This window comes from Caldanaerobius polysaccharolyticus DSM 13641, assembly GCF_000427425.1.
GTDB lineage: Bacteria > Bacillota > Thermoanaerobacteria > Thermoanaerobacterales > Caldanaerobiaceae > Caldanaerobius > Caldanaerobius polysaccharolyticus.
The window spans coordinates 624,144-649,785 of sequence record NZ_KE386494.1 but is presented as its reverse complement, the minus strand read 5'-3'; the positions used below and the strand labels follow the sequence as shown (position 1 = coordinate 649,785).

The 25,642-nt window shown below is 40.6% G+C and carries 23 protein-coding genes and 5 tRNA genes; 23 read left to right on the top strand and 5 right to left on the bottom strand.

The window, feature by feature from the left end:
* Window positions 1–290: 290 nt before the first annotated feature.
* A complete protein-coding gene (locus tag CALPO_RS0104110) occupies window positions 291–476 on the bottom strand; it encodes an H-type small acid-soluble spore protein (RefSeq protein ID WP_026486198.1) in 186 nt (61 codons plus the stop codon).
* Window positions 477–608: 132 nt separating this feature from the next.
* Between CALPO_RS0104110 and pgeF the strand changes: the two genes are divergently transcribed.
* On the top strand, window positions 609–1,418 hold the full coding sequence (gene pgeF / locus CALPO_RS0104105; RefSeq protein WP_026486197.1) for a peptidoglycan editing factor PgeF: 810 nt from the start codon (window positions 609–611) through the stop codon (window positions 1,416–1,418).
* 74 nt (window positions 1,419–1,492) lie between these two features.
* On the top strand, window positions 1,493–2,317 hold the full coding sequence (locus CALPO_RS0104100; protein WP_035172149.1) for an SDH family Clp fold serine proteinase: 825 nt from the start codon (window positions 1,493–1,495) through the stop codon (window positions 2,315–2,317).
* On the opposite strand, the gene CALPO_RS0104095 is transcribed toward CALPO_RS0104100, so the two are convergent.
* On the bottom strand, window positions 2,318–4,951 hold the full coding sequence (locus CALPO_RS0104095; protein ID WP_051585821.1) for a calcium-transporting P-type ATPase, PMR1-type: 2,634 nt from the start codon (window positions 4,949–4,951) through the stop codon (window positions 2,318–2,320).
* 144 nt (window positions 4,952–5,095) lie between these two features.
* Between CALPO_RS0104095 and CALPO_RS0104090 the strand changes: the two genes are divergently transcribed.
* The 16 genes from CALPO_RS0104090 to polX all read left to right on the top strand — a co-directional run bounded on the left by CALPO_RS0104090 (window position 5,096) and on the right by polX (window position 16,629).
* A complete protein-coding gene (locus tag CALPO_RS0104090) occupies window positions 5,096–5,929 on the top strand; it encodes an Asp23/Gls24 family envelope stress response protein (protein WP_026486194.1) in 834 nt (277 codons plus the stop codon).
* 79 nt (window positions 5,930–6,008) lie between these two features.
* Entirely contained in the window at window positions 6,009–7,172 is a 1,164-nt protein-coding gene (locus tag CALPO_RS0104085; RefSeq protein ID WP_026486193.1) for an ROK family protein, read from the top strand.
* Window positions 7,173–7,225: 53 nt separating this feature from the next.
* Window positions 7,226–8,386, top strand: a complete 1,161-nt coding sequence (locus CALPO_RS0104080) for a M20 metallopeptidase family protein (protein ID WP_035172147.1) — start codon at window positions 7,226–7,228, stop codon at window positions 8,384–8,386.
* Window positions 8,387–8,479: 93 nt separating this feature from the next.
* Window positions 8,480–8,680, top strand: coding sequence for a cold-shock protein (locus CALPO_RS0104075; protein ID WP_026486191.1), 201 nt, complete (start codon window positions 8,480–8,482; stop codon window positions 8,678–8,680).
* 169 nt (window positions 8,681–8,849) lie between these two features.
* A tRNA-Val gene (locus tag CALPO_RS0104070) sits at window positions 8,850–8,922 on the top strand.
* Between the two features lie 6 nt (window positions 8,923–8,928).
* Window positions 8,929–9,002: transfer RNA gene (locus tag CALPO_RS0104065), tRNA-Asp, on the top strand.
* 6 nt (window positions 9,003–9,008) lie between these two features.
* Window positions 9,009–9,081, top strand: a tRNA-Phe gene (locus CALPO_RS0104060).
* An 8-nt stretch (window positions 9,082–9,089) separates the two neighbouring features.
* Window positions 9,090–9,163: transfer RNA gene (locus CALPO_RS0104055), tRNA-Gly, on the top strand.
* Between the two features lie 4 nt (window positions 9,164–9,167).
* A tRNA-Cys gene (locus CALPO_RS0104050) sits at window positions 9,168–9,238 on the top strand.
* A gap of 548 nt (window positions 9,239–9,786) precedes the next feature.
* On the top strand, window positions 9,787–10,716 hold the full coding sequence (locus CALPO_RS0104045; protein WP_051585820.1) for a carbohydrate ABC transporter permease: 930 nt from the start codon (window positions 9,787–9,789) through the stop codon (window positions 10,714–10,716).
* Between the two features lie 12 nt (window positions 10,717–10,728).
* Window positions 10,729–11,586 (top strand): carbohydrate ABC transporter permease, encoded by an 858-nt coding sequence (locus CALPO_RS0104040; RefSeq protein WP_051585819.1) that lies wholly within the window; start codon window positions 10,729–10,731, stop codon window positions 11,584–11,586.
* Window positions 11,587–11,620: 34 nt separating this feature from the next.
* The gene (locus CALPO_RS0104035) at window positions 11,621–13,009 is read left to right on the top strand and encodes an extracellular solute-binding protein (RefSeq protein WP_245589907.1); all 1,389 of its coding nucleotides are present in this window, start codon (window positions 11,621–11,623) and stop codon (window positions 13,007–13,009) included.
* A gap of 88 nt (window positions 13,010–13,097) precedes the next feature.
* Complete coding sequence (locus CALPO_RS0104030) at window positions 13,098–13,799, top strand: RraA family protein (RefSeq protein ID WP_245589881.1); 702 nt, start codon at window positions 13,098–13,100, stop codon at window positions 13,797–13,799.
* 16 nt (window positions 13,800–13,815) lie between these two features.
* Window positions 13,816–14,253, top strand: coding sequence for a PPC domain-containing DNA-binding protein (locus CALPO_RS0104025; protein ID WP_026486186.1), 438 nt, complete (start codon window positions 13,816–13,818; stop codon window positions 14,251–14,253).
* Between the two features lie 134 nt (window positions 14,254–14,387).
* Complete coding sequence (locus CALPO_RS0104020) at window positions 14,388–14,897, top strand: flavin reductase family protein (RefSeq protein WP_245589880.1); 510 nt, start codon at window positions 14,388–14,390, stop codon at window positions 14,895–14,897.
* Window positions 14,898–14,913: 16 nt separating this feature from the next.
* Window positions 14,914–16,629 (top strand): DNA polymerase/3'-5' exonuclease PolX, encoded by a 1,716-nt coding sequence (gene polX, locus CALPO_RS0104015; RefSeq protein WP_026486184.1) that lies wholly within the window; start codon window positions 14,914–14,916, stop codon window positions 16,627–16,629.
* Window position 16,630: 1 nt separating this feature from the next.
* Here the strand turns inward: polX and CALPO_RS0104010 are convergent, their stop codons facing one another.
* From CALPO_RS0104010 to CALPO_RS14135, 3 genes are read right to left on the bottom strand one after another with little or no spacing between them, the layout of a single operon-like run.
* A complete protein-coding gene (locus tag CALPO_RS0104010) occupies window positions 16,631–17,650 on the bottom strand; it encodes a hypothetical protein (RefSeq protein WP_026486183.1) in 1,020 nt (339 codons plus the stop codon).
* A 30-nt stretch (window positions 17,651–17,680) separates the two neighbouring features.
* Complete coding sequence (locus CALPO_RS0104005; protein WP_026486182.1) at window positions 17,681–18,646, bottom strand: phosphodiester glycosidase family protein; 966 nt, start codon at window positions 18,644–18,646, stop codon at window positions 17,681–17,683.
* A gap of 25 nt (window positions 18,647–18,671) precedes the next feature.
* On the bottom strand, window positions 18,672–19,592 hold the full coding sequence (locus CALPO_RS14135; RefSeq protein ID WP_051585818.1) for a polysaccharide deacetylase family protein: 921 nt from the start codon (window positions 19,590–19,592) through the stop codon (window positions 18,672–18,674).
* A 124-nt stretch (window positions 19,593–19,716) separates the two neighbouring features.
* On the opposite strand from CALPO_RS14135, the gene CALPO_RS0103995 reads away from it, so the two are divergent.
* From CALPO_RS0103995 to CALPO_RS0103975, 5 genes are all read left to right on the top strand, one after another.
* A complete protein-coding gene (locus CALPO_RS0103995; protein WP_035172146.1) occupies window positions 19,717–20,466 on the top strand; it encodes a DUF6873 family GME fold protein in 750 nt (249 codons plus the stop codon).
* 63 nt (window positions 20,467–20,529) lie between these two features.
* Entirely contained in the window at window positions 20,530–21,405 is an 876-nt protein-coding gene (gene ytxC, locus CALPO_RS13200; RefSeq protein WP_051585817.1) for a putative sporulation protein YtxC, read from the top strand.
* A 60-nt stretch (window positions 21,406–21,465) separates the two neighbouring features.
* Window positions 21,466–22,065 carry a DUF445 domain-containing protein gene (locus CALPO_RS0103985; RefSeq protein WP_026486180.1) on the top strand — a complete coding sequence of 200 codons (600 nt, stop codon included), beginning with the start codon at window positions 21,466–21,468 and terminating at the stop codon, window positions 22,063–22,065.
* A gap of 329 nt (window positions 22,066–22,394) precedes the next feature.
* Window positions 22,395–24,296: a threonine--tRNA ligase gene (gene thrS / locus CALPO_RS0103980; RefSeq protein ID WP_026486179.1), complete on the top strand. Its 1,902-nt coding sequence runs from the start codon at window positions 22,395–22,397 to the stop codon at window positions 24,294–24,296.
* Window positions 24,297–24,492: 196 nt separating this feature from the next.
* Window positions 24,493–25,608 carry an ABC transporter ATP-binding protein gene (locus CALPO_RS0103975; protein WP_026486178.1) on the top strand — a complete coding sequence of 372 codons (1,116 nt, stop codon included), beginning with the start codon at window positions 24,493–24,495 and terminating at the stop codon, window positions 25,606–25,608.
* Window positions 25,609–25,642 lie beyond the last annotated feature (34 nt).

Here is a 25,642-nt window from a genome sequence, read left to right as displayed (position 1 = left end):
ACGCATTCTCCATACGAAGTCGCTGAATTTCAGCGATTAGATCTTCTTCTGTTTGTTTAGAAAGTTTAGGCTTCTTTGGTTTATCTAAATTCATTGTTTTTTTCCTCCCTCGGTTTTCTGTATAGAGAGCTTCCGGTCCTTCCTCATAATATATACGTTCCCATTTGCCGACTGTACTATTTTTAATTTTTCTTCATAAGAGTATTTTGCCATAATAAAATGCACCTCCAAATATTAGTTGATTTTTGTCTAATATTTGGGGTGCACTTCAGTAATGGCTCTTTTGTTTTTTAGAATTTTTTGCCTTCTTTTAGCTGGCTCACGGGTACGTTGACGTTCTGGTTATTTTCCAGTATATTAATATCCGCCGTTTCATTGTCGGGATGTAGTCCCGTAATCCATACCGTTTTTCCATTGTACAGGACCTCATAAGTATCTTGAGAGTTTACTATATCTACAGCTCTTTTAAAGTCCATGTAAATTCTCCTTTCCTATGTTTACAATTTATTATATACCTTTTAAGCGCAATTTACACTGGTTGTTGTCATATTGGCTTTACTGGTATAATAAGTATATGTTCGTAGAACTAATAAGAAAAGGGTGATTAAATGCCGTGCATGGGTTTTAAGCGAAATTGTATCAATGGCGTTGTCTTTTATACCATACCCTCTTTTGAAAAGGAAGGGATAAAACATTTGTTTACCACCAGAATAGGTGGCGTCAGCAGAGGTTGTTATGAATCCTTGAATTTAAGCTTTAAAAGGTGTGACACAAAGGAAGAGGTATTTCGCAATTTCCGCATAATATGCGATGTAGGTGGGTATAACTACGAGGATCTGGTTTTTTCTGACCAGGTACATGGAGATAGGGTTGTAAAAGTGACGTCGGCGGACAAAGGCAAGGGACTGGTTAGGAAAAGCGATATCGTCAACGCCGACGGGCTTATGACCAATGAAAGAGGGGTACCTTTGGTAACCTTTTACGCTGATTGCGTGCCTTTGTTTTTTTACGATAGGGTTCACAGAGCTATAGCTTTATCTCATTCAGGTTGGAAAGGCACAGCGCTGAAAATTGCGCAAAAGACATTAAAAGCTATGGAAAAGGAATATGGGACAAAACCCTGGCAGTGTTTAGTAGCAATCGGGCCTTGCATAGGTGTGTGCTGCTACGAGGTAGGAGATGATGTAGCCCAAAGGTTTAAAGATATGAAAACACCTGTACCTGTGGTTCACCCTAAAGGTGGCGGAAAATGGATGTTAGATCTTGCAAAAGCAAATTACTATCTTTTTTTGGAGGCAGGGGTGCCCGACGAAAATATCGCTATAAGCGGTGTATGCACCAGTTGTAGCCGTGAATTTTTCTCTTACAGGAGAGATAAAGGTATGACAGGGAGCATGGCGGCATTTATGCAGTTGTAAAATTGCTTTAGGATTATAACAGGCGGTAATTGTGAAATAATAAATACAAATAAGTGCGCGGAGGTATTTCCGAGGTGTGGATATGGAATATAATATGGCTGATACTTATACTGTATACATTTTTGCCTGCTTTCAAGCAGAGGAGTATTGAAATAAAACGTTATAAAATGATACAGGATATCGAAAGAAAAAGAGGAACTAGGGTTATCGTTATGATTCATCGGCAGGAAATGTTGAGCATATTGGGGTTGCCTCTGAGCAGGTATATCACTATAGAGGATTCAGAGCAGATCTTAAGAGCGATCCGTTTTACCCCTGACGATATGCCCATTGATCTCATATTGCATACGCCTGGGGGATTGGTGTTGGCAGCAGAGCAGATTGCCAGCGCCATTATAAAGCACAAAGGCAAGGTCACCGTCATGGTACCTCATTATGCCATGTCAGGTGGTACCCTTTTGGCTCTGGCTGCCGATGAAATCGTAATGGATGAAAATGCCGTTTTAGGGCCGGTGGATCCTCAATTAGGCAATTACCCTGCTGCTTCGCTTATAAGGGTATTAAGGGAAAAGCCTATTGACAAAATAGACGATGAAACGTTGATTATGGCTGATGTGGCAGAAAAGGCCATTGTACAGGTGAGGGATAGCCTCTACAGGATACTGTCCAAAAGGTTTGATGAAAAAAAATCCAGGGATCTTGCTGATATGTTTACGGAAGGGCGCTGGACTCACGACTACCCTATTTCTTGCGAGCAGTTGCGCCAGATGGGGCTTGATGTTTCTAACGATTTGCCTGATGAGGTGTACAGGCTTATGGAACTTTACCCTCAACCTGTTCAGAGAAGGCCATCTGTTCAGTATGTACCGCTACCGTACAGAAAAAGAAATGATGAATGATCACATTAGGAAGTTATTGACAATAAATTGTATCAAGGAAAATCCCATGATCGTTAACCAGGCTTTAAAATCCAATGGAGTAGTCTTAAATATGTAGGATAAAAATGGTATGTAAATTGCGACTAACATGAGTATAAAAGAGGATGCAACAGCTAGCACCAGGTAAGGGTTTGTAAACCATCCTCTGGGGAAATTTTTTTTGCGTTCTGAGCGGCTTTGGAAAGAATATATAAGCTCAGATATTATCATGGTAGCAAAAGCTACCGTACGGCTTTGCTGTATATCGCCATTGGTCAGGAACATCATGGTAGTAAAGGCCGCCAGTGAACTGGCCCCTATTAGAAAACCCGATAGCAGTATTTGCGCGCCCAAACCTCCAGAGAAAATGCTTTCTTTCCTCTTGCGAGGGGGTTGTTGCATGATGTCGTCTTCAGGGGGATCTACGCCTAGTGCCAGTGCCGGCAATCCATCGGTCACTAGATTTATCCACAGTATCTGTATAGGTATTAAGGGGACGGGCTGGCCTAAAAATGTAGCTACGGCCATCATAAGTATTTCGCCGAGATTACACGAGAGAAGGTATCGTATAAACTTCCTTATGTTTTCGTATATAATCCTGCCCTCTTCAACCGCCGCTACTATTGTGGCAAAATTATCGTCTAACAATATCATGGAAGAAGCTTCTTTAGCTACATCTGTTCCGGATTTCCCCATGGCGATACCTATATCTGCCTCTTTTAGAGCCGGTGCATCGTTGACTCCGTCACCGGTCATGGCCACTATATTGTCGCGTTTTTTGTAGGCTCGCACTATTCTGAATTTGTGTTTTGGGGTCACCCTCGCAAAAACCGATATGTCTTGTACTTTTTTCTCCAGCTCTTTATCGCTAAGGGCTTCTATTTCGTCGCCAGTAAGAACGCTTTTTTCACTGACATCCAGCCCGATTTTTTGAGCTACGGCTATAGCTGTTATTTTATGATCTCCTGTAATCATCACGGGCTTTATGCCGGCCTTGTAGCATTTTTTTATAGATTCTACAGCTTCAGGTCTTGGTGGGTCTATCATTCCCTCCATTCCCACAAATATCAAATTTTTTTCTATAGTGGACCCTTTGATATCTCGAGGCAGAAACTCTAATTTTTTATAAGCAAAACCCAGCACTCGCAGGGCTTGGCCTGCCATCTGATCGTTTACGCTGAGAATTCGTTTTTTTTCTGTGGTCGTTAAAAGTGAAATATCGCCATCATTTAATTTTCTTGAACATATATTCAATATTTTATCTGGAGCTCCTTTTGTAAATACGTAAAGTTGGTTGCTTTTATCCCTGCAGATTACGCTCATGCACTTTCTATCGGAATCAAAAGGTATTTCAGCAATTCGCTGGTATCCGGCGACTTTTTCATCTATCTTACCTTTTCTGGATGCTATCATTATAGCGATCTCTGTGGGGTCTCCACGCAGGTCGTTTTCAGAAAGCTCCGAGTCGTTGCAAAGAGCTCCTATAGTTAACAGCATCTGTAAGGAAATATTGTGGGCGGCGTTTAAATGCCTGCCTTCAGATCTAAATTCTCCAACTACATCGTAGCCAGTGCCTGTTACGTCAATTATTTGACCGTCTACGTATATTTTAGTTACGGTCATCTTATTTTCTGTGATGGTTCCCGTTTTGTCAGAACATATAACGCTGGTGCTTCCCAAGGTCTCTACGGCAGGTAATTTCCTTATAAGGGCGTTGCGCCTTAACATCCTCTGTACTCCTAAGGCCAGAGAAACCGTGACGATAGCGGGCAATCCTTCGGGGATAGCGGCTACAGCTAAGCTTACCCCAGCGAAGAACATGTCGTACACAGATTCGCCGTGGTATATACCTGCAAAGATAATGAGAACACACACTGTAAGACTTATAAGCACCAGCTCTTTGCCTATACGGTCTAGGCGTTTTTGCAGTGGAGTTGCTTTGAAATCCGTGTTTTGAATCATGTCGGCGATATTGCCCATCTCTGTGCGCATACCTGTAGCTATGACGATGGCTTTTGCCCTGCCTGAAACCATCGTGGTTCCCATGAAGAGGATGTTGTCTTTTTTGGCCTTTTCTATAAAGTTTGACCTGTATTCGGCAGGTTTTTTTTCTACAGGGATGGATTCCCCTGTTAGAATGGATTCATTGGTCTGAACGTTTGACGCTTCAATTAGCGCGCAGTCAGCGGGAATATTATCACCTGCTTTTAATATAATGACGTCTCCAGGGACCAGTTCTCTGGCTGGAATGACCATCTGCTTACCATCCCGCAATACAGTGGCATGGGGTGCAGATAGTTCTTTTAAAGCTTCGAGGGACTTTTCTGTGCGATATTCTTGTATGAATCCCAGTATGGCGTTCATAATTACGATGACGGTTATGGTGGCTGCATCTGCTACTTCGCCTAGAAAGTAGGATATGGCTGTGGCTATAAGGAGGACTATGACTATGAAGTTTTTAAATTGTTCTAAAAAAAGCATTAAAGGAGATATCTCGGTTTTTTTTACGAGTTCATTGGGACCATATGTTTTCAAACGGGATTCGGCTTCTTTTTGAGATAGTCCATCAGGTTTGATATGTGTTTTAAATAAAAGCAGATCCTCTTCTTTTATCATAAGAACACTCCTTTATATGGGTCTTGGGATGGCTTATACAGTTTTATTTATATTAATAGATGGAGTTTAATATGAGTTGGAGAGCTTTGAAAAGGAGTACAACAGCGATAAAATCTCTGATATAATATCTGTGGAGGTTGTTTTATGATAGTGTATGCGCTGGTGGGACCTAGCGGTTCCGGTAAGTCTTACAAGTCCTTACAAGTTGCAGGGGCAAGAGGAATTGAAGCGATAATAGACGATGGCCTTTTGATAATGGGGAATAAAGTGGTAGCAGGTAAGTCGGCTAAAAAGGAGCTGACCAAAGTGGCTGCCATTAAAACGGCGCTTTTTGTAGATGAGCGACATGCTCGGGCAGTAAAGCAAGCCCTAGAGGCTAAGCATATTAATAGCGTTTTGATTTTGGGCACATCTGATGGGATGGTATGTAAAATAGCAGAGCGGTTGGGCTTGCCTCCTGTATCAGAGATAATACGCATAGAAGACGTATCAAAGCCGTGGGAAATCAAGAAAGCACAGAGCAACAGGACTTTAAATGGTACCCATGTGATACCTGTTCCCACTTTTGAGATAAAAGACAGCTTTTCGGGTTTTTTTATGGATCCCCTCAAAATATTAAGGCGCGTAGGACATAAAAATGTAGTGATAGAAAAAACGTTGGTAAGACCCCATTACAGTTATATGGGCAAATACGAGATCGCTGATACAGCTATTATGTCTCTTGTATCCCACGAAGCTTTAAAAGTTGACGGCGTTGCTAAAACCAGAAGGGTAGAGATAAAGAAAGGCGAAGATGGGATAATATTGACTGTTGATGTGATCGTAAAGTACGGTAGGAGAATACAGGACATTGTATTGGGCATTCAAAAAAACGTAAAAACCCAAATAGAGTATATGACAGCTATAAATGTCCTTAGGGTCAATGTACAAATAAAGGGGATTGATGTCAACAGTATTGTCAGGAATAGAAATTCTTGAAAAACAAACATGGGTTTTACTATAATAAGCTTAATGAATTTATTTTAAAATATTAAGAAAGTTAAGAGGGCGGTATAAAGTGGTATTAAATATAACGGCTAATCAACAGTATTTAAGGGTGTTAAATAGATATACGGTGTTTGAAGAGATAAGCAAAAACGGCGCATTAAGCCGAGCGGATCTTCAAAAGAAAACGGGTCTTACGGCAACAGCCATATCTAATATAGTGTCTGATCTTTTACATAATCGCCTTATTGTAGAATACGACGGGGGTTTATCCACAGGGGGGAGACCTCCAAAACTTTTGGAGGTGGACACCAGCCATTGGGGTATTTTAGGAATAGACGTAGATCCTGCGGTTATAACCGTTGGATTGCTGGATTTAAAAGGCTCAATTATTGCTTTGAGCTCGGATAAGTTGGTAAAGAGCGATGTAAATGAAGTGGTGGATATTATAAAAAAATTGGTCGATAAGGTATACGCCAATTCCAAAAGGGTTATATTGGCTGCTGGAGTGGGTATTCCAGGGTGGGTTTACCCCGAGACCCAGGTGATAGCTGTGGCTCCTAATTTAAATTGGAAAGATGTAGAATTAAAAACAGAACTTGTAAAAAGGCTTGGGATTCCCGTTTATATCGACAATGAGGCGAATGTAACGGCGTTGGGCGAAGGATGGGCCGGATGCGCTCAAAACGTGGATAATTTTATAGCCGTTAATTTCAGGACAGGTGTAGGATCGGGTATAGTTATAGACGGACTTGTTTACAGGGGAATATCGGGCAGTACTGGGGAAATAGGCCATATCACAGTAGACGAAGACGGGCGCAGGTGCTCCTGTGGCAATTACGGTTGCCTTGAAACCATTGCGTCTACCCCTGCTATTTGCTATCGCTATATGAAGCGAAAAGGAAGTACGGAAGCCATAGATATAAAAACGATTTCGGACAAAGCCAGATCTGGCGATCTTATAGCACTGGATATATTAAAAGAAGTGGGTAGGTATGTAGGAATTGCTTTATCAATAGCTGTGAATTTGCTTAATCCCCAGCTAGTGGTATTGGGGGGAGATGCAGTGGAATACGGGAATATAATGCTGGCTGACATAGAACAAGCAATGAGATTAAAAGCCCTCTCTACTCCTTTGAGCAGGTGTAGCGTTAAAATCACCCCGCTGGGCAAAACGGCACCGGTAGTAGGAGCTGGAATATTAGCTCTTGAATCTCATCTGGCAAATATCGTATAACATGGAAGCGTTAAAGCCAATACGGTTATTGTGAGTACAGGAGTGATCTGGTTATGCAAATAGAGGAAAGTGTTATGAACCTCAGGGATGAAATATTTGCGATAAGGAGGCACTTACATAAGCATCCTGAATTAAGCTTTGAAGAAAAAAATACGGCGGAGTTTATATGTCAATACCTTAAAAAGCTGGACGTGTATTATGAAAGTGATATTGCAGGTAATGGCATAATAGGTCTTTTAAAAGGGAGCAGAGGAGAGCGCACATATGCTTTTAGGGCAGATATGGATGCCCTCCCTGTAATAGAGGAAACAAATGTTGAGTATGCTTCTGCTAATGAAGGGGTTATGCACGCATGTGGCCATGACGGTCACATGGCTATATTGCTGGGATTAGCCCGTTATTTATCTTGTGTCAAAAATAAGCTAAAGGAAAATGTAATGCTGATTTTTGAACCTGCTGAAGAGCAAACAGGTGGAGCTTTAAACCTCATAAAGAGCGGAGTATTTGACAGGTATAAGGTAGATGGTATTTTCGGCTATCACATATACCCCGATATACCTGAAGGCTCAATAGGTTTAAAGAGCGGCCCGTTAATGGCTATGGCGGTAGAAATTGACGTGGATATTTACGGTAAAAGCTCTCATGGGGCTATGCCCCACAAAGGCCGCGATGCCATAGTTACGGCGTCGCAATTTATCCAGCAGGTACAAACCGTGGTAAGCAGGAAAGTGGACCCGTTAGAGAACGCTGTGATCACTTTTGGCCGCATCTACGGTGGTAACGTGAGAAATGTGGTATCGGACAGGGTGAGGTTGGAAGGCACTATAAGGGCGTTGAAAAAAGAGGTGTTTTTGGATATAAAAGCGGCTCTGCAGGAAATTTCAAAGGGACTTTGTATATCCGATGGAGTAAAAATAGATATGGATATAAGAGAGACATACCCCCCTGTGATAAATGACGAGAGGCTTTATGAGCTGGTGTTAAGGTCCGTTCCAGAAAGTGATATTGTGCGCATGGATCCTGTTATGTTGGCAGAGGATTTTTCTTTTTACAGTCAAGTAGCTCCGTCTTTTTATATAATGCTAGGGGCTAGAAATGAAAAAAAGGGCTTTGTATATCCATTGCACCACTGTAGGTTTAATTTTGATGAAAACATACTGCTGAAAGGCATACAAATTTACATAAATTTGCTAAGAGATCAAAAATTTTTATAGAAATTAATTTGACATAATGAGTTTATTGTGTTATGATTAGGTATACTATTGTATAGATAGTTTTAAGTTTTTTATGTTTGGAGGAATGTACTGATGTTTAAAGGCAAAGTAAAATGGTTTAATCCAGAAAAGGGTTATGGATTTATTGAAAGAGAAGGGGGAAGCGATGTATTTGTCCACTACTCTGCGATAGAGATGAATGGCTTTAAAACCCTTGAGGAAGGACAAATGGTCGAGTTTGATGTAGTGGAAGGAGCAAAAGGTCCGCAGGCGGCTAATGTAAGGAAGATATAAGGTTTAGAGATGTTCAGCCCTGGTATCTTGTAAGTTATCAGGGCTTTTATCAATATTACAGAGTGATGTAAAATCAATAAAAAGTGTTGACGAACTAAGTGTTATATGGTATACTATCATCTGTCAGCTGAGGTTTGACCTAATCGAGTTAGGAAAAGAAGGATAAAAAGGGCGCATAGCTCAGCTGGGAGAGCACTTGCCTTACAAGCAAGGGGTCACAGGTTCGAGTCCTGTTGTGCCCACTAAGAGGCCTGGTAGTTCAGTTGGTTAGAACGCTAGCCTGTCACGCTAGAGGTCGAGGGTTCAAGTCCCTTCCAGGTCGTAAAGTGCCTCGGTAGCTCAGTCGGTAGAGCAGGGGACTGAAAATCCCCGTGTCGGGGGTTCGATTCCCTCCTGAGGCATTATTTAAGCGGACATAGCTCAGCTGGCTAGAGCGCCACCTTGCCAAGGTGGAGGTCGCGAGTTCGAACCTCGTTGTCCGCTCTATGGCGGCATAGCCAAGTGGTAAGGCAGAGGTCTGCAAAACCTTTATCCCCAGTTCGAATCTGGGTGCCGCCTCAACGAGAAAAGCCTGAGAAATCAATATTCTCGGGCTTTTTTGTGCACCTTAATAAGTGGTAAGTTGGTAGTGAAAGTCTGTGGGCATCGCGAACTGTTAATCTTGTGAAACATGAAGAAAAAATGAGAAATCTGGAGAAAAATGCAGACAGAGAAAGGAAACGAGTAATATTCATTAAATTTGAGATAATTTAAAATTTGAAAAGTTTTTTATGATGAGATATTCTTCTAGTAGAAGAAACAGGGGAATTTTAGTAGGCAGAAAAAGAGATGTAAGAGAGAAAAGAAAGAAGGGTTTCGGTAAATATTTTAGTAAACGTTCACAAACGCTACATGTGTGGTAAACGGATGAATTAATTACCCGATTGCTTCAAAATACATTGTTAGAGATCTTATAACAAAAAAAGAAAAGTAATTATGGCAATTAAGTAAACGTTTTAAAATTCCAAAAATCTATTGATAAAAATTATTGAAGAAAGGAGGTGTTTTTCAAAAAAAACAATGATTTGATTTAGTTAACGTTTACTTTATGTTATAAGAAAGAGGTGATGAGGAAATTGAATGTTACAATTGTAAATGTTAAAACACCTTTGAGGCATCGAAAGAGTAGATACGGTAATAACATAGCGGCTTACGCTTTTATTGCTCCTACCGTTTTGGGGATAATTGTATTTGTTTTGTATCCTGTGATTGAATCGCTCAGGTTGAGTTTTTACAGTACAAATTATATAACTCAGACGTGGGTGGGGCTGGATAATTATAAAACTATACTAAAGGATCCAGATTTTGTAGGAGCATTATATAATACGGTATATATGGGTGTACTAGGATTATTGCTTAATATACCAGGTGCCTTTATTATTGCGAGTATGATAAACGCTTGCAGATGGGGGAAGAATTATTTTAAATCGGCTATATATATACCAAATATAACGTCTGTCGTAGCAGCTTCAACGATATTTTTAAGTCTATTTTATCCTACGGATATAGGTGCTATAAATTACATATTAAAAAAATTATTCGGTATAGGCCCATTTGGTTGGTTTATCGATGCGAGAATAGCGAGAGTTACTGTAGTGATAATGTCTACGTGGCAAAGCATTGGATATAATACATTGATATTTTTAGCAGGGTTGCAATCTGTACCCAGAGAATTGTATGAAGCTGCAGAAGTCGATGGAGCTACTGCGTTAAAAAGATGGCGATATATTACAATTCCTAGCATGAAACCTATATTCGTTTTTGTCTTTATAACCGGTGTAATTGGAGCTATGCAGAGATTTGGAGATGTGTGGATGATAGGTGGAAATACAGGCCAGCCTGGAGGTACCCTTAGGACAGTGGTATTGTATATTTATGCTATTGGTTTTCAGGGTATGAGGTTTGGGTTGGCATCGGCTGCTGCGTATATATTGTTTTTTATCATATTTGCATTGACTCTTATAAATGTTCGATTGATTAAGTGGGATAGTGATTAGGGGGGAATCGGGTTGAGTATCTTGAAATCAAAGAAAAAAAGCGAATTTATCTCCAATTCAATACTTTTTGCAATTTTACTGATACTTTCAGCAATATTTATAATGCCATTTTTGTGGATGGTAACTGTTAGTGTAGATAAAACTGCTAACTATTCAATGCCTTTTCCTCCATCGTTGTTGCCAAAGGAATTTTCGTGGATTAATTACAGAATTGCATTTAAAGATCTTCCAATGGCCAGGTATTTTTTAAATACTATATATTATACTGTGGTTTCGGTAGCTATAAGCGCTATATCAGCTTTGCTAAGTGGTTATGCCTTTTCGAAATTGGAATTTAAAGGTAAAAAATTTTTCTTTATAGTGATTTTAGGTACTTTGATGGTTCCATGGGAAGTGACAATGATACCTTCGTGGAATTTGTTTAGGTATCTGGGTATGCTAAATACCTATTGGCCATTTTTCTTACCATCGGTAGTGTATGGTTTTGGGACATTTCTTGTAAAACAGTATATAGATACTTTGCCCGGTGTTTTAAGAGAAGCGGCTATAATCGATGGAGCTAGCGAGTTCAATATATTTGGACGCATATATTTGCCTTTGTGTGCACCTATTACTGCTACTTTAGTAGTGTTATTAATAATCAGACAATGGAATAACTTTTTATGGCCTTTAATAATATTGTCTGATCCAGCGAAGTACTTGATACAGATTGCAGTAGCTATATACGTTACTACTGAAACAGGTGGTCAGCAATTTCCGGGGGTTAATATGGCGATAACGACGATTAGTGTTTTACCTATATTGATAATTTTCCTGTTTATGCAAAGGTATATAATTGAAAGCATAGCGTTATCAGGTATAAAACAATGAGTAAAAATGAATAAAGGGGGTTTTAAAAGTGAGGATGGTTTTTAAAAAGGTATTGACTTTAATATTATGTAGTATATTGTTGTTTGCTTTTTCAGCTTGTTCTACGAACAGTAAAACGGTCAAAACAAATGGGAAAAATGAAAGTAATAATGCTGGTAAAAAGGAAATAAGCGGTACGGTTAAATTATTTGTCGTTGGTGATCCTATAGAGGATACAACCGATCCTATTACAGGAGATACCATACCTGGCTGGAAAACCTTGATACAGGATTTTCTGAAGACGCATCCTAAAGTAGATGTAAGGATCACAACAATTCCATGGTCTGACTGGCAACCAAAAGTTACAACTGCTCTAATGAATGGCGATGTGGATGTGGTACATCTTAATGAGCCAAAAGACTGGTATGACAAAGGTTTGATAGAGCCCATTGACGAGTACGTAAAGAGGGATGGTATAAATCCGGTAGATTTATGGGGTAATATGTATGATGGGCCGTTTATTAAGTATAAAGGAATTCATTTAGGTACTCCAAAATTTATAAGTGCTAAGTGGACCGTATATGATAAACGGCTATTTGACGATTATGGGGTGGAGTATTTAAAGGATCATGAATCGTTGGATAGTCTGATGGAAAAAGCCAAAAAGATGACGGGCAAAGATCCAAAGACAGGTAGGCAAACCTACGGCGGTTACATGAATAATCTGGATATATTTCCTAAATGGGTTATGGATATATTTGGCCAAACCAATTATGCCGAATGGACTACAGATAATCCAGCTGATATAAAATGGCATATAAATTCTGATAAAGTAATTCAGGCATACGAATGGATTGCAACTTTTGCAAGGTATTGTCCTCCGGGTACATCTATGAGTAAGGGAACCGAAAATTTTTATACCGATAAAAATAATGTGGCTATGTGGATTAATACCAATGGATTAGGACCACTAGCTTCCTATATCAAGAAAGGAGAAATGGATAAAGTAAAGCCTTATGGCGTTGTATTATCTGCAACTGGTGTCAGTGGGAAAAACGGTATCACCGCTTCACTCCATCAATGGTCTCTAGCTAAGAATTCGAAGAACAAAGACGCAGCGTGGGAATTGATGAAGTATTTAGGTTCACCTGAGATGTCACTAAAGCTTTATGAGGCCAAGTATGCGATCCCATGGGGCAAAGATGTGGAATCAAAGATAAAACCGAATGATCCTTATATGAAGACGCTTTTAAAAGCCTGGGACGAATCAATTCCGATGGAACCTGCTATGCTGGTTCCTGCATTGGGTGTAGAACTTTACAAAATCGGTCATAATATTGTTTCCGCAGTGGAAAATGGCAAAAAAGTCGATGAAAAGTATATAAAAACGGAACTAGATAAATACCAGGAGAAGATGACACAGATGTCAAGGTCCATGAAGTAATAGTTTATGATCTTGAGAAAAGGCAAAAAGCCTTTTCTCAAGATACATATAAAAATTTTAAAGCCTTAAATTAAAGGGAGGAATTGATATGGAATCTAAAATGTCAAAGGAGAACCGGGAACTGTTAGAGCTCTTTAAAGGCCTTAGGGTTTCTGATGTAAGGGATGGGATGGACTGGAACATGATGCATCACTACGGCAGCATGTCTTACGAGATAAGGCCCTTGTTTAGGACCAGGGTAGTGGGAATAGCCAGAACCGCAAGGTATGTGCCCTATGAAAAGCCTGTTCCTATGATGTCCCCTGAAGAGTACACCGAATGGGTTAAATGGTACTATAAAGAGGTGTGCTATGACCCATGGATGAACGATATTGAACCCGGTGACTTCATAGTGATCGATCAAAGCGGTGTAGACGTAGGCATCCTGGGTTCCAACAACTCTCTTGCGGGAATGATAAAAGGGGCCAGGGGATATGTGACTAACGGCGGCGTTAGGGATACAGACGAGTTAATTTTAGAAAAAGTTCCCGTATGGTCGAAGTTTATTTCGCAGAAGATGGATCAGGGCAGAATACGATTTGACGCAAAGGATATTCCGGTAAGTGTTGGGGGGGTTACGGTGTATCCTGGCGATGTGATAGTAGCGGATGGAGACGGCGTTATAGTTGTTCCACGCAAAATGGCCTATGATGTAGCTAAGTACGCCAGGCAGGAGCTGGAGAAAGATAAAGCCAGCAGGAGAAAACTCTACGAACAGCTGGGATGGGAGCCAGACGAGACGGTGTTATAAAGAGGAGTGAAATGCGATGGAGTATTTTACCGCACCTAAAATTGGAAGAGTATTTGTTTTAAGATTGGATCAGGGAGATTATGTTTTGGAGAGCATAAATGATTTTATAAAAAAAGAGAATATTAAGGATGCAGTAGTAGTATCGGCCATTGGCACATTAGATTACTGTGTCTTACATATGGTGACGACCACAGGTTATCCAGCTGTTGAACACTTTGAGAGGTGGGAGGATAAACCGCTGGAGCTTTCTTCCATAGACGGGGTAATAGCGGATGGCAAGCCCCATTTACACGCCGTGGTATCGGACAAAGAAAAAGCTTATTCCGGGCATCTGGAAGAAGGTTGCAGGGTTCTGTATTTGGCGGAGATAGTGATTGTAGAACTGGTAGGAGCCAATCTATCAAGGATTTACGATGAAAACCATATATTAAAATTGAGTTCAAATAATAAGTGAAGGCCTATAGAAAAATAGGAAAAAGAAATAGCCACCAGGTAATTCATATTTTCACATACCTGGTGGTTATTTTACTCCTTTAATTTGTGCTATAATTGATAGTAACCATAAAAATAATAAGAGGAGTGATCGGTGTGATAAAGGAAGTTCCATACAATCAGTACATGGTGGAAGTTGATAAAAAGCTTACATCGAGAGGTATCTTTTTAACTTCAAAAGCGGATAAGATAAACACCATGGTTATAGGTTGGGGCGGCATTACGTTTTTCTGGGGGAGGCCTGTTTTTTTGGTTGCTGTAAGAAAGTCGCGCTATACCCATCAACTTATAGAGCAATCTGGTGAGTTTACGGTAAGTGTTCCAGGAGAGAAAGACTTAAAAGAAGCATTGCGCTTCTGCGGTTCAAAGTCAGGAAGAGATTACGATAAATTTAAAGAGTGCGATCTTACGGCGTTGCCCGGGCAAAAAGTAAGCGTACCTGTTATAGGCCAGTGCTCTTTGCACTATGAATGCAAAGTAGTATACAAGCAAGATATGATACCTGAGAACCTAAACGCTGAGCTAAATCGCAGATGGTATCCTGATTACCATACCATGTATTTTGGCGAAATAGTGGCATGTTACTTAACTGACGAAAATTTCTAGTCTGGAATGGATGCTTATGGATAAAAAGCTTATCGTAAATATCCTCAATGAGATAGGGCTTTTGCTGGACTTAAAAGGGGAAAGCCCTTTTAAGTCCAGGGCTTATTATAATGCTGCCAGGATTATTGAGACGCTGGATCGGGATATAGAACAGCTTGTAAAAGAAGGTAAATTAAAAGAGGTCAAAGGGATAGGGGACGCCCTTAACAGGAAGTTGACAGAATTGGTTACAACGGGAAGGTTGGAGTACTATGAAAGCCTAAAAGCGTCCATTCCTTCAGGGCTTATTGAGATGATGAAAATACCAGGGCTGGGACCTAAAAAGATTAGGGCGCTATATGAGAAGCTCAATATAACCAGTGTGAGAGAGCTGGAATACGCTTGTTTAGAGAATAGGCTTGTGGAATTACAGGGATTTGGTGAAAAAACGCAGAAGAAGATATACGACGGCATCCAGTTTCTAAAACAGTACACAGGTCAGCACTTGTATGTAGAGGCGCTGGATGAAGCTAACAGGTTAAAAGAGTATCTGGAAAGAACGGGGCTTTTATCGATGTGTGATATAGCGGGAAGTTTGAGGCGAAAAAAAGAAATTGTAAAGGACGTGGACATACTAGCTGTTGCGGATTCACCTGAGAAATTAATGGATGCGTTTATTGCTTATGAAGGTGTAAAGGAAGTTGTAGCGCGGGGAAATACTAAATCCAGCGTTCTTTTGTACTCGGGTATAAACGCCGATCTCCGTGTTATAAAGCACGAAGAATATCCGTATGCCCTCCATCACTTTACAGGCAGTAAAGAACATAATACCGCCATGAGGCACAGGGCAAAGCAGATGGGGCTTAAAATGAATGAGTACGGCTTGTACTCTGGAGATGATCTTATAGTATGCAAAACAGAAGAAGAAATTTTCAATGCGCTACACATGTCCTATATTCCTCCTGAGCTCAGAGAAAACATGGGAGAGATCCAAGCCGCAGAGAGAGGGGATATACCTTTATTGGTTGAAGATCGCGATATAAAAGGGGTTTTTCACGTCCACACAACCTATAGTGATGGCTCCGATTCGCTTTATGATATGGTACAAGCAGCGAGATCCTTGGGATATAAGTACATCGGCATTACGGACCACAGCATATCGGCATTTTATGCGAGGGGGCTTGACGAGGAAGCTTTATTGAGGCAATTTGAGGAAATCGAGCAAATTAACAGAGAATTTGAGGATATAATAGTATTAAAAGGCATTGAGTCAGATATTTTACCTGATGGCTCATTGGACTACGATGAAGATATTCTAAAGAAATTTGATTTTGTAGTAGCGTCGGTTCATTCCCATTTTAACATGAGCAGGGAAGATATGACCAGAAGATTGGTAAAAGCCGTAGAAAACAGGTATACAAAAATCATAGGACACTGTTCAGGAAGGTTGTTGCTAGCCAGAGAGGGCTACGATTTTGATGTGTACGAGGTCATCGATGCGGCAGCGCGATGTAACAAAGTGATCGAGATCAATGCCAATCCGTACAGACTGGATCTGGATTGGCGTTATGTTAAGTATGCAAAGGATAAAGGCGTTAAATTGGCTATAAATCCCGATGCCCATAGCGTACAGGGATTAAAGGATATAAAATACGGCATAGGTATTGCTCGCAAAGGGTGGCTGGAGGCTAAAGACGTTTTAAACACCTATGAAATAGATGAGGTAATGAGGATCTTAAACGGCAGGATGTAAACTATAAAGCGGTGAGCTTTTTGATTATAACATTGTCGTTATTTCCTTCGTAAACTATTAGCCCGTTGTTAAAGTATAAAATACGGCCTTTTCCTACTATGGCGTTGTTGCTATTTACATCTATAAGGGTTTTACCGTCCTGGATTTTATATATATTGCCATTTTTGTCTACAGTTACGCTATTGGGGTCTAAAGGCTCAGGAAGTAACACAGTATCCCACGTATTAAGAGGCTTATCCAGCGTACCTCGGTATATTTTTGCGATCTTACCTTTGTCAAAACCACCCAGGTACACGTTATCTTGGCTATCTATGCCCAGCAGTGCGTATTTGTTGTAACTTAAATATACGTCTTTTTTTCCATCCTTGATCACATGGATTATGTCGTTTGAGGACTGATACACCAGATTGTCTGTTTCCTGGGTCTCTGCCATTTTTACGATCTTTTTGACAGGTGTCCATATCTTTTTTATGGTCCCCATTATGTCGATCTGATACAGCCTATCGTAGCCATCTCCTCCTGAGATACTTAGGTATATAATGTTGGTCAAAGGAGAAGCCTCAATACCTGATACACTGCTATTGCGGGGAAGGTATGATACGCTGTTTACCATTTGTTTTTTTCTATTGTCTGCGTCGTAGGCGTATAAAGTAATCCTGTCCGTGGATTTAAGATGCTCCACCTGTGCGTATAACATGTTTCTGTCAGGAAGCCATCTGTAAAAGTGCACATTTTCAATCTGAAAGCTATTTCTCCCCTTTGATTGAGCACAGTTTTTGATGGTAAGGTTGTAGTCTTTTAAATAGGCTATATAGTCGCCATCATAGGACGGTTGTACGCTTGAGGCGCCGTAAGGCACATTTGCTGTGATGTTTTCAGGCGCCTTAGTTTCTGAGTACACTTTTTGAGATGTAAATACCTCTTTGTCTGCCAGGAAGAAGTTGTTAATGTAATATAAAGATCCGATCTGGATTGATAAAGAGATTACAATCCAAAGTAAAATCCTTTTTATGAATCTCATGAGTTCTCCCCTCGTTGAAAATCTGCTAATTCATTTGGCGTAAAATATGGTAGGCACCATTCTTTCCCCCAGCGCATCAGAAGGATTGTTGATCACCTTGCCTTTAAAGTACATGGTCGTAGACGAGCCGCCATCTAAGTTGACCGCATTATATGCGCCGAACTTTAGCATGATGTCCTGCACGTCCTTTAAAGTCGCTCCTACAGATTTTATAGATCTGCCGTCAATGACTAAAAATATAACTGTGCCATCTTTTCTCTGGCCTATTGCAGTTCTGGGAGCTATTCCCCAACCGCCATCGCCTTTTTGAATCATAGGCTTGCCATCGATGATCAACGCAGGGCCAAAGCTCACTGCTTCTTTAATAGATAGAAGCGGTATAACGCTGTATTTGTAATGACCTACCAGCAACTTGCCATCAGAAGTAAACCCTATTAAACTGACGTTGTCGTTGGAGTTTGTGTACGTGCTGTACACGATTTTGCCGTTATGTATTATGATGCCTTGTGGTGTGCCACCTGTGCCTTTCATACCGTCATCTACAAATCCTCCTGCGTTTATGGCGGCAATGGCTCCGTTTCTTTTTGCGATGGAGCTAGTGGTTTCACCTTTTTTGGGTATATACGCTGAATATCCCACTTTTATCCTTGTGGGATCGTGGATCAATAAAAGTTTTCCTTTAAAGTGTTTTCCGCTTATATTGTATAGATCAATGGCATTGTCGTGGTTGTTTTTAAAGTTAATGAGGTTTTTGTCAGTAGATCCACTTTTGATCCCACTGGAATTACTTGCTAGAATCTTGTCAATGACGTCCTTAGGTAAAAAAAGTGTGGCGATATACTGGTGTTTAAATGTAGTCATGGCAGTTGTAACCACGGTGTCACGAACATGGGTAAACGGCCCGTAGAATATTAAATACGGTAATGTAACTGATGTAAAAAGCATTTCAAAAATGATAAACAATATAGCGTTCTTCAGTGTTATTCTGCTGCCCATGGTTGACCTCCTGTCTATGCATTTATTATATCACTTTTATCACTTTATGCACGCGGCTTAAAATGTGCCTAAAGCGCACTTTTAGTTTTTCTTCATAGGAGCCGTTTCCTACCATGACTTTAAATTCATCCATAGAGACATATGGCGTTATCATGTGCCTTTTTAGCGTATAGGGGTTGTCACCGGGCTTTACATCGCCTTCTGTAGTGGTAAATGCCATCCTTATGCCCGCCTTTTTTAAAGCTTGAATTACGTTATCATTGTACCTGCCGTAGGGATAAGCTAAATAGGGTACCCAGTTGTAGCTTGAAAACAATTGCTTCTCTTCTTCCAGGTCATTTAAGATTTGACTTCTACTGGCCATGATAAGAGCTGGTTTGTGGTGTATGACGCGATGCAGATTGTACGTATGGTAACCAAAAGAAAATACATCTTCGCTATTCCTCATCTCACTATATGTTAGAAGGGGAAATGGGGATTTGCTTTTTGTTCCGTCTTTTCGGATATACGCTCCGATTATAAATACAGTAGCATTGAAACGGTATTTTTTTAGAATAGGGTACGCCAGCGTATAATTGTTCTCGTATCCATCGTCCATGGTTATCGCTACGCTTTTTGGAGGTAATAGCTTCTTGTGCTCTAAGAAGCCTTCTAGGTCTGGCAAGGTGACGGTTTTATATCCATTTTCGTACAGGTATTTCATCTGCTTGTCGAAAAGTTCAATGGGCAATACGTACGCGTTTTTCCTGTATTTGTACTCTTGGCTGGTTGATGCAAAAGCGTGATAGCCTAGCACCGGTACTTCCAATGCATAAGATGTCGGTTTATGCAACGGAGCCGGCGCTTTCTTTGTTAGATATGCTGTTCGCATAAAGGTTTTAGCGCTAAAGGCGATTATCGTGATGAAAAGCACCACCAAGAGGTATTTTTTTGCCCTGTCCTCCATTCTATTTATTCACCTCGATTTTACGTATACTAATTTCGCTCTTTATTATACAATTAAGGTGATGCTGTGGACAATTCCTAAAAATTAATTTTTCGTTAATTTTGCTTTAAAAGAAGGTGTGCATATGTCTGATTATATAACGGCCCCCAATTTGCCTTCGCGCCGTATAAGATTGGCTGTTATTGACGGAAGGGCCAAAAGTGTGGGGAAAACATTGAGTAGAATGGGCGTTGAGGTCATCTACACTTGCAGGCACCACGCTTTGTATGATGCCGTATCTTATCATCCTGATATGGTGATGCATCACTTGGGTGGCAGAGATATCGTTGTAGCGCCAGATACAGACGAAAGTTTTGTGTACAAACTGGAACGGCATGGCTTTAATGTTATTGCAGGAAAGACATTTCTGTCTAGAAACTATCCTGGAGATATAGCATATAATGTAGCGAGAATTGGGGATATAGCTTTCCACAATACAAGATATACCGATAGAGTGCTGAAATGCGAATTGGAAAAACGTGGTGTTAGGTTGGTTCACGTAAGGCAGGGATACGCCAAGTGCTCGATATGTGTGGTTGACGAGAAGGCAATTATTACACAGGATGTGGGTATCGCAAAAAAAGCATTGCAGTTTGGCATAGAAGTTTTGCTGGTGCCGCCGGGTAATATAAAGTTGTATGAGCTCGATTATGGTTTTATCGGTGGCGCAACAGGACTGATATCTAAAAAATGCATGGGTATATCGGGGAATATATCGCTATATGATCATAGAAAAGAAGTTTTGAATTTTTTACATAAAAAAGGTATTTCCATTGTAAGTTTGGATTGCGATGAAATAGTAGACATAGGTTCTATTATTCCACTGATGGAATAGCATTGGCCAGAGAATATAAAGGGCCTTTGAACACATACTAATCGTGAAAGGAAGTGAGAGAAGTTGCACAATGGTTTGACTGTGATGATTCCTAAAGACGCCATACCTGTTATAGATAGTTTTATAGAAGAAATAGACATGCTGAAAAAAAGAGGGCTGAAAGTGGATTATACCAATAGCGTTGCCGGCGATAATATGGTGTTTGTATGCACCGTCAAGGATAAAGATGAACACAGGCGAGATATTTTTAGACAGTACATGGCCAATATATTGGCGGATATTATAATAAAGCATTGGGAAATAAAGTTTATAGATAAGATCATCCACAAAAATTACAACTATTTTTCCTCTGAAGAGAGGTTTAAAATATTAAAAAATGTGTACAACATCTTAAGCGAAGATAACGCCGATTTTTACTGGATAAACAAAAAAGCTGAGATCGTCAATGCTATGTTGGAATACTTTAACACCAGTGATGTATTAAACTTAAAAGGATTTGTCAATTTCAGGCTTAAAGAGTATATAAGCGGCTTATACGATGTAGTGGATAGAGCTGTTGACGATTACCTTGTGGAGAGAGAGTATAACGAGTTTATAAAGCTGTTAAAATATTTTGTGGAATTGCAGGAATCACAGTATAATATCGTGCACGTGCTGGTAAGCGATGATATGCGCTACGTATTAATCGACGAAAATTACAAAGAAATAGATAACCACCTTGTGGAGAGCCAGGGATATCTAAACAGAGAGTTAAGCAACGAGGATGTGCTCATAAGCTCTCTTATAACCATTGCGCCTAACAGAATATATTTCCATTGCTCTGAAGCTTTTGACAACGACAATTTTATAGGCACATTAAAAAGCGTATTTGGAGAAAAGGTGGTTATTTGTACTGGCTGTGATATATGCAACAAAGTTAATAGCATATGCAAAAAATAATTTCAGTCGTATTGGCTGAAATTTTTTTGTATGGTATACTTACTTTGAGGTGTAGAATTCATGGCGGTATATCAGGTTATTTTTATGACGGCAATTGGCGCTTTGATTGGCTGGTTTACAAATTACCTTGCTATTAAAATGCTTTTTCACCCTTTATATCCCCTGACGATTCCTGTGGTCAATTATCGGATAATAGGCTTAATACCTAAGAGGAGAGCTGAGCTCGCCAAAAAGATCGGCGACGTAGTTCAGGACGAGCTTGTATCTGTTGAGGAGATACTGGACAAGCTTATAGAGAATCAGCAAAAAGACGAGCTTGTAGAACATATAAAATTTAAGATATCCAAGATCGTATCTGAAAGATTGCCAGGTATTCTCTCTGCCTTTAAGTCCGTGGTTGTGAAGTACATCGACGATATAGTAGAAACCGAATTCGATAAATTTTTCAGCGAGATCAACAGGGATTTTTTAAAAAAAGTGAGCCAGAGGGTGGATGTTTCCCGCATGGTAGAAGAAAAAATAAATCAATTTGATATAAGAGAGCTAGAGGAGATTATAATAAAAGTGGCCAATAAGGAATTAAGAGGTATTATTGTTTTAGGTGGGGTTTTGGGCCTGGTTATAGGTTTTATACAGGCCATCCTATTAGTGTACTTTTAGTTAAGCGGTGACACTGGTAGAATGTCTTGCTTTTAAGGCTTATTTATTGTATAATCTAGATTAAGTTGCAATCCATTAAAAGCTATGACGGGGAAAGAGGCTCACAAAGGGTCCAAAGAGAGGAAAAGCCGTAGGCTGAAAGCTTTTCTGGATACCGGTGTGCTGAAACCACCTCTGAGCTGCAAGCTGAACAAAAAGTAAGCTGTGTCGGTGATACCGTTATAATCTTGGAGTACAAATTAGGGTGGAACCACGGGCCCTCTCGTCCCTTAGGGGATGGGAGGGTTTTTTGCTAAAAATACTTCAATGAGATTGGAGGTTTATAGATGATCAACGTCACACTTAAGGATGGATCTGTACGGCAATTTAGCGAAGGGACATCCCTTCAGGATATTGCTGTGGCTGTAAGCCCCTCCCTTGCCAAAAAAGCCTTAGGTGCAAAAGTAAACGGCTCTATTAGGGATATGTCTTCTACGCTGGATAGCGATGCTGTGGTAGAGTTTTTGACCTTTGACGATGAAGAAGGCATGGATATCTACAGGCATACTTCTGCTCATATCCTGGCTCAGGCGGTAAAGAGGTTATACCCAGACGCCAAGTTGGCTATAGGGCCTGCTATTGAGAACGGGTTTTACTATGATTTTGACATTGACCATACTTTTACCCCTGAGGATTTTGATAAGATTGAAGAGGAAATGCGCCAGATCGTAAAGGAAGATCTTAAGATCCAGAGGTTTGAGTTGAGTCGCAATGAAGCGATCGAATTAATGAAAAGCAGAAATGAACCATACAAAGTAGAGCTCATAGAAGGTCTGCCGGACGATGCTACCATATCATTTTATAGGCAAGGGGAATTTGTAGACCTATGCCGAGGACCTCATCTGCCTTCCACCGGCTATGTTAAAGCGATAAAGCTTTTGTCAGTGGCAGGAGCCTATTGGAAAGGCGATGAACACAACAAAATGCTCCAAAGGATATACGGCACATCATTTGACAAAAAGTCAAAGCTGGATGAATACCTTAACATGCTAGAGGAGGCTAAAAAGAGGGACCACAGGAAGCTGGGCAAGGAGCTGGACCTTTTCAGTATACAGGAAGAAGGGCCTGGTTTTCCGTTCTTCCATCCTAAGGGCATGGTTATTCGAAATATATTGGAAGACTTTTGGAGACAGGAACACGCAAAGCGGGGATATCTGGAGATAAAGACGCCTATAATTTTAAATGAGGAATTATGGCACAGATCAGGGCACTGGGATCATTACAAGGAGAACATGTACTTTACTAAAATAGATGACCAGAATTACGCCATAAAGCCTATGAATTGCCCTGGCGCCATGCTGGTGTATAAGACCTCTATGCGAAGTTATAGGGATTTACCTTTGAGGCTATGTGAACTGGGGCTAGTGCACAGGCACGAGAAATCGGGGGTCCTCCACGGCTTGATGAGGGTTAGGTGCTTTACTCAAGACGATGCCCATATATTCATGACGCCAGAGCAGGTGAAGCAAGAGATAATAGGTGTTATAGATTTTGTGGATTACTTCTACTCTATTTTTGGCTTTGAGTATACCGTAGAGCTTTCTACCCGACCTGACGATTCTATGGGTACCGATGAGCAATGGGAGGCGGCCACAAGTGCCCTTGTGGATGCCATGAATACAAAAGGTATACCATATAAAGTAAACGAAGGCGATGGGGCGTTTTACGGTCCTAAACTGGATTTCCATTTAAAAGACAGCATAGGCAGGACGTGGCAGTGCGGGACCATTCAGCTGGATTTCCAGATGCCCGAGCGCTTTGACCTTACGTATATAGGGCAGGACGGTGAAAAGCATAGGCCTGTGATGCTGCACAGGGTTATATACGGTAGCATAGAGAGGTTTATAGGCATATTGATAGAACACTATGCTGGGGCTTTCCCGTTATGGTTGGCGCCGGTACAGGTCAGGATTTTGCCCATTGCCGACAGGCATTTTGAATACGCTCAAAAGGTGAGCGATGACCTTAAAAGGATAGGCGTAAGGGTAGAGGTAGACATGCGCAATGAAAAGATAGGCTATAAGATAAGGGAAGCTCAACTTCAGAAGATACCCTATATGCTTATTATAGGAGATAAAGAGGTCGAAAACGGTACAATTTCTGTGAGATCTCGAAAAGAAGGCGATATGGGATCACTTGTATTGGACGAATTTGAGAGCCGTTTAAAGGATGAAATAGACAAAAAAATATAATGTTTTTGCACAAAATGCGAAAAGCCCGTACCCATTAAAAGGGCTTTTTGCATTTTTTTATTACAATTATATTACAGCGTAAAATAAATAAAAAAATATGTAAATTTTCAGTTATTACGCCAATATTAAAATTAAAAGAAAAATAATAAAATTGTAATAGATAATCAATAACGAAAATGAGGAAAGGGGGATCTCAATGGCAAGCGTTGTATTAAAAGGTGTGACCAAGGTATATCAAGGTGGAGTTGTAGCCGTTAAAGATTTTAATTTAGATATAGCTGATAGGGAATTTATCGTCTTGGTCGGCCCGTCAGGCTGTGGCAAGTCTACTACATTGAGGATGGTAGCTGGTCTCGAGGAGATAACTGAAGGAGAGCTTTATATTGGTGACCGTTTGGTAAACGATGTACCTCCTAAGGATAGGGATATAGCAATGGTTTTCCAGAATTATGCCCTTTACCCCCATATGACAGTATACGATAATATGGCTTTTGGGCTTAAGTTGAGAAAGATGCCGAGAGCGGAAATCGACAAAAGGGTAAAAGAGGCTGCCAGGATACTGGATATAGAGCATCTCCTGGATAGAAAGCCCAAGGCGCTATCCGGAGGTCAAAGGCAAAGGGTTGCCTTAGGGCGCGCTATTGTGAGAGAGCCCAAAGTATTTTTAATGGATGAGCCGTTGTCCAACCTGGATGCCAAGTTGAGGGTTCAGATGAGGACAGAGCTTAGCAAGCTGCACGAGAGGTTGCAGACTACTTTTATATACGTTACCCACGACCAGACCGAGGCTATGACCATGGGCGACAGGATTGTGGTCATGAAAGATGGCGTTATACAGCAAGTAGCAGGGCCACAGGAATTGTATGATTATCCTGTTAATAAGTTCGTGGCAGGTTTTATAGGCAGTCCTGAGATGAATTTCATCGATGTCAAATTGGTTCCTAAAGGCGACAGCGTGTATGCAGAGTTCGCGGGATTCTCAATAAAGATACCTGATGGCAAAGTCAAAAAGCTGAAAGATAGGTCTTACATCGGCAAAGATGTAGTAATGGGTATAAGGCCAGAGGATATTCACGACGAAGAGATGTTCCTGGAGGCGTACCCTGAGGCGGTTATAGATGCAAAGGTAGAGGTTGTGGAGTTGATGGGAGCTGAGACATTCCTGTATCTTAACATCAAAGGTAACCAGATGACCGCAAGGGTTGATCCCAGGAGCAGGGCAAAAGAAGGGGATCTCGTAAAGGTTGGATTTGACGTGAATAAGATCCACTTGTTTGACAAGGACTCCGAGGAGAGCATATTAAACAGGTAAAACCCAGGATATACAATACAGTGGGATGTATTGT

What these genes read in the sequence shown, in the direction of transcription:
- CALPO_RS0104110 (WP_026486198.1), bottom strand. Translation starts at nt 476, where the DNA reads ATGGACTTTAAAAGAGCTGTAGATATAGTAAACTCTCAAGATACTTAT.
- pgeF (WP_026486197.1), top strand. Translation starts at nt 609, where the DNA reads ATGCCGTGCATGGGTTTTAAGCGAAATTGTATCAATGGCGTTGTCTTT.
- CALPO_RS0104095 (WP_051585821.1), bottom strand. Translation starts at nt 4,951, where the DNA reads ATGATAAAAGAAGAGGATCTGCTTTTATTTAAAACACATATCAAACCT.
- CALPO_RS0104090 (WP_026486194.1), top strand. Translation starts at nt 5,096, where the DNA reads ATGATAGTGTATGCGCTGGTGGGACCTAGCGGTTCCGGTAAGTCTTAC.
- CALPO_RS0104080 (WP_035172147.1), top strand. Translation starts at nt 7,226, where the DNA reads ATGCAAATAGAGGAAAGTGTTATGAACCTCAGGGATGAAATATTTGCG.
- CALPO_RS0104075 (WP_026486191.1), top strand. Translation starts at nt 8,480, where the DNA reads ATGTTTAAAGGCAAAGTAAAATGGTTTAATCCAGAAAAGGGTTATGGA.
- CALPO_RS0104045 (WP_051585820.1), top strand. Translation starts at nt 9,787, where the DNA reads ATGAGGAAATTGAATGTTACAATTGTAAATGTTAAAACACCTTTGAGG.
- CALPO_RS0104035 (WP_245589907.1), top strand. Translation starts at nt 11,621, where the DNA reads ATGGTTTTTAAAAAGGTATTGACTTTAATATTATGTAGTATATTGTTG.
- CALPO_RS0104030 (WP_245589881.1), top strand. Translation starts at nt 13,098, where the DNA reads ATGGAATCTAAAATGTCAAAGGAGAACCGGGAACTGTTAGAGCTCTTT.
- CALPO_RS0104025 (WP_026486186.1), top strand. Translation starts at nt 13,816, where the DNA reads ATGGAGTATTTTACCGCACCTAAAATTGGAAGAGTATTTGTTTTAAGA.
- polX (WP_026486184.1), top strand. Translation starts at nt 14,914, where the DNA reads ATGGATAAAAAGCTTATCGTAAATATCCTCAATGAGATAGGGCTTTTG.
- CALPO_RS0104010 (WP_026486183.1), bottom strand. Translation starts at nt 17,650, where the DNA reads ATGAGATTCATAAAAAGGATTTTACTTTGGATTGTAATCTCTTTATCA.
- CALPO_RS0104005 (WP_026486182.1), bottom strand. Translation starts at nt 18,646, where the DNA reads ATGGGCAGCAGAATAACACTGAAGAACGCTATATTGTTTATCATTTTT.
- CALPO_RS14135 (WP_051585818.1), bottom strand. Translation starts at nt 19,592, where the DNA reads ATGGAGGACAGGGCAAAAAAATACCTCTTGGTGGTGCTTTTCATCACG.
- CALPO_RS0103995 (WP_035172146.1), top strand. Translation starts at nt 19,717, where the DNA reads ATGTCTGATTATATAACGGCCCCCAATTTGCCTTCGCGCCGTATAAGA.
- CALPO_RS0103985 (WP_026486180.1), top strand. Translation starts at nt 21,466, where the DNA reads ATGGCGGTATATCAGGTTATTTTTATGACGGCAATTGGCGCTTTGATT.
- CALPO_RS0103975 (WP_026486178.1), top strand. Translation starts at nt 24,493, where the DNA reads ATGGCAAGCGTTGTATTAAAAGGTGTGACCAAGGTATATCAAGGTGGA.